The organism is Ideonella sp. P3_A4, assembly GCF_056403075.1.
In genome coordinates, this window is sequence record NZ_JBFUGE010000772.1 from 1 (window position 1) to 2,542 (window position 2,542).

At 69.6% G+C, this 2,542-nt stretch carries 2 protein-coding genes; both read left to right on the forward strand.

The window, feature by feature from the left end; all coding sequences use genetic code 11:
• Positions 1-1,002 (forward strand): hypothetical protein (locus AC1DYI_RS32475; RefSeq protein ID WP_477208236.1); only part of this gene is annotated, 1,002 nt, incomplete at its 5' end.
• Positions 1,003-1,014: 12 nt separating this feature from the next.
• On the forward strand, positions 1,015-2,542 hold a 1,528-nt coding region (locus AC1DYI_RS32480), incomplete at its 3' end, for a hypothetical protein (RefSeq protein WP_477208237.1).

The window sequence follows — 2,542 nt, forward strand, 5'->3', positions numbered from 1 at the left end:
GCATGGAGCAGCGCACGGCAGAACCTCGCCGATACGCTGGCCGCGGCACAAGCCCCGGCGCGCTTGACCCGCGTCTTCACCGCTCGCGGCCGCATCTCGAACGGCCTCGCGGCGCTGGCGCCCGCCACGCGCACCAGCCTGCAAGACTGGCTGGCGCTGCCAGCCACGCAGACCGCCACCCAAGGCCTGGGCGACGTGGGTGATCTCGCGGTGGCGCTCGCAGCGGCCGATGCCGCCATCGAAGCCCACTGCGCCGAGCTCGAAGTGCATTTCCCCGACGCCGACGGGCCGCTGGCACCGCTGCTGCCCACCGGGCCTGATCGCCCGCTGCGAGAGTGGCTGCGCGAAGCGGCGCAGCGGCAGCTGGGCATGCCGTCTGCGGGGTTCCTGAAGTCGCTCAAGCTCGTCGGCGGCCTGCTCGAAGCCGCCACCGCTGCGCTGCGCGAGCTGTTGCAAGCGCTGGAAGACAAGGTCAACGACCTGCTGGCGGCGCCGGTGGCGCTCGCGGCGCTGCTGGGCCATGTTGCCGACGTGCAGCACCGGTTGTTGACGCTGGACCTGGATGTCTACAAGCGCGAGGTCGATTCGATCTACACCGCCTTGCTCGACGAAGTGCGTGCGCTCGACCCGCGCAGCCTGGAGCAGCCCTTGTCGCAGGCGCGCGACCGGCTGATCGCGCAGCTGTCGCTGACCGCCCTGCTGCCCCCGGCCCTGCGCGGCGAGCTTGATGCCGCCTACAAAGAGCTGGTCGCCAAGATCGGCTCGCTGGACCCCGACGCACTGCTGCTGCAGCCGCTGGACGCGCGCTATGCCGAGGCCATCCAGCCGCTGGTGGATGCGCTGCAGGTCGGCCCCGCGGTGCAGAAGGTGATCGACTGGCTCAACAGCCTCGACGCGCAGCTCGGCGTCGAGATCGATCGTGTCGATGTCGCCTACCGCGATCTGCTGACCGCCGCACCGAGCGGTGGCGRCGGTGGTGTCAGCGGCGGCGTGTCGCTGTAGCGGAGCACGGTGATGACCATCGCGTCAATCCTGCTGCAGCCCCAGGTGCTCGGCCGCATGCAAGGCCGGTTGCCGGAAGAGGATCTGGCCGACGAGTTCGTCGCACTGGCCCACCGGCTCATGGGCTCGCCGGAGATCGCGACGGCGCTCGCCCCGGCCTTCGCCTCGTCGCTAGAAGCGTTGGCCGAACGGCTGTTGGCACAGTGGCAGCCGCGTTTGCCGCAACTGCAGCAGCAGATCAACGACTGGCTTGCACCGCTGACGTCCGGCTTGCGCGCCAACGTCGGAACGAGCTCGTCGCAGAGCGCCGCCGACATGCTCGACTGGGCTGCCGAGGCCCTGGGCGCACTGGAGGCACTGCCGGCCGCACTCAGCGACGAAGGGCTGCGCGCCGCCATCCGCAATGCCGCGCAGTTCATCAGCAACGACCTCGGCCTGAGCCAGCAGCTGCTGCGCGACGAGCTGCGCCGCACGCTGCTTGACGCGGTGCTGAACCTGCGCGGCCTGCAGGACGTCGACACCGAAGCGCGTGCCACGGCGCGCGCCCTCGCCTGCTTCCTCGACCGAGTGCTGGTCATCGGCCTGGACCGTTTGCCGACGCTGGACCTGCAGCCGGATCGCATCGCCACGCTGTTGCTGGCCGCGCTGCGCCGCCTGGGCCTGGAAGAGCTGCGCGCCAAGTTCGGCTGCATGTTGGGCAAGCTGCGCGCGACGCTCACCGCCGCCGCTGCGTTGGCGCGCGCAGCGGAGGTGACGGTCAACGTGGCGCCAAAGACCGCCGTGCCTTCGCGTGCGCTGCGCCGCGCCCAGGCGAAGAGCAACGGCCGCGCCCGCAAGAGCATGTCGAAGGCTGCGGCAGCGGCGGCCGTTCCACCCCGCAGCGAAGACGACACCTTCTGCTGGTACGGCTCATGGATCTACGCGCATCGCCGCCAGGGGCAGGCGCAATGGCTGCCTGGCTACCCCTGCGACGAGGTGTGGCTCAGCAAGGACCGTCAATCGCTGGTGCTGCGGCAGGTCGAAGGCTCGGACAGCGTGCTGCACAACACCACCGCTCCCTTCGCGTGGCACGAGGCGATCCCATTCAAGAAGGATCCCACGGTCCCGTGGAGCGAAGGCGCCGACTTCTACAGCTTCGGCACCTTCCCGCCCGAGTTCCTCGAAGTCTTCACGCGCGTGGCCGATGCAGCCACCGAGACCGGCCGCGGCATCTGGCACATCGTGCGCATGGCACAAAGCCCGCAGGAGTACGGCAACAACATCAGCCAGTGGCTGTGGTGCTGGTTGCGCGCCGGCTTCAGCGCGGCTGGGTTGCCGTTGGCCTCGGCCTTCTCGCGGCGTGCCGATTCCGGCGCCGGCTCCAGCTTCTTCATGACGCCGATGCTGACGTGGATCCTCGTGCTCGCGACGTCCTTCGAGGGCATGCACACGAAGACCGAGAACCACGCGGCCGGTTTCGCCTACTGGGCCACGCTGTTCGGCGCCGACATGCTGAACACCTGGGTGCCCTACATCCTGATGCGCGGCGGTCACGATGTGC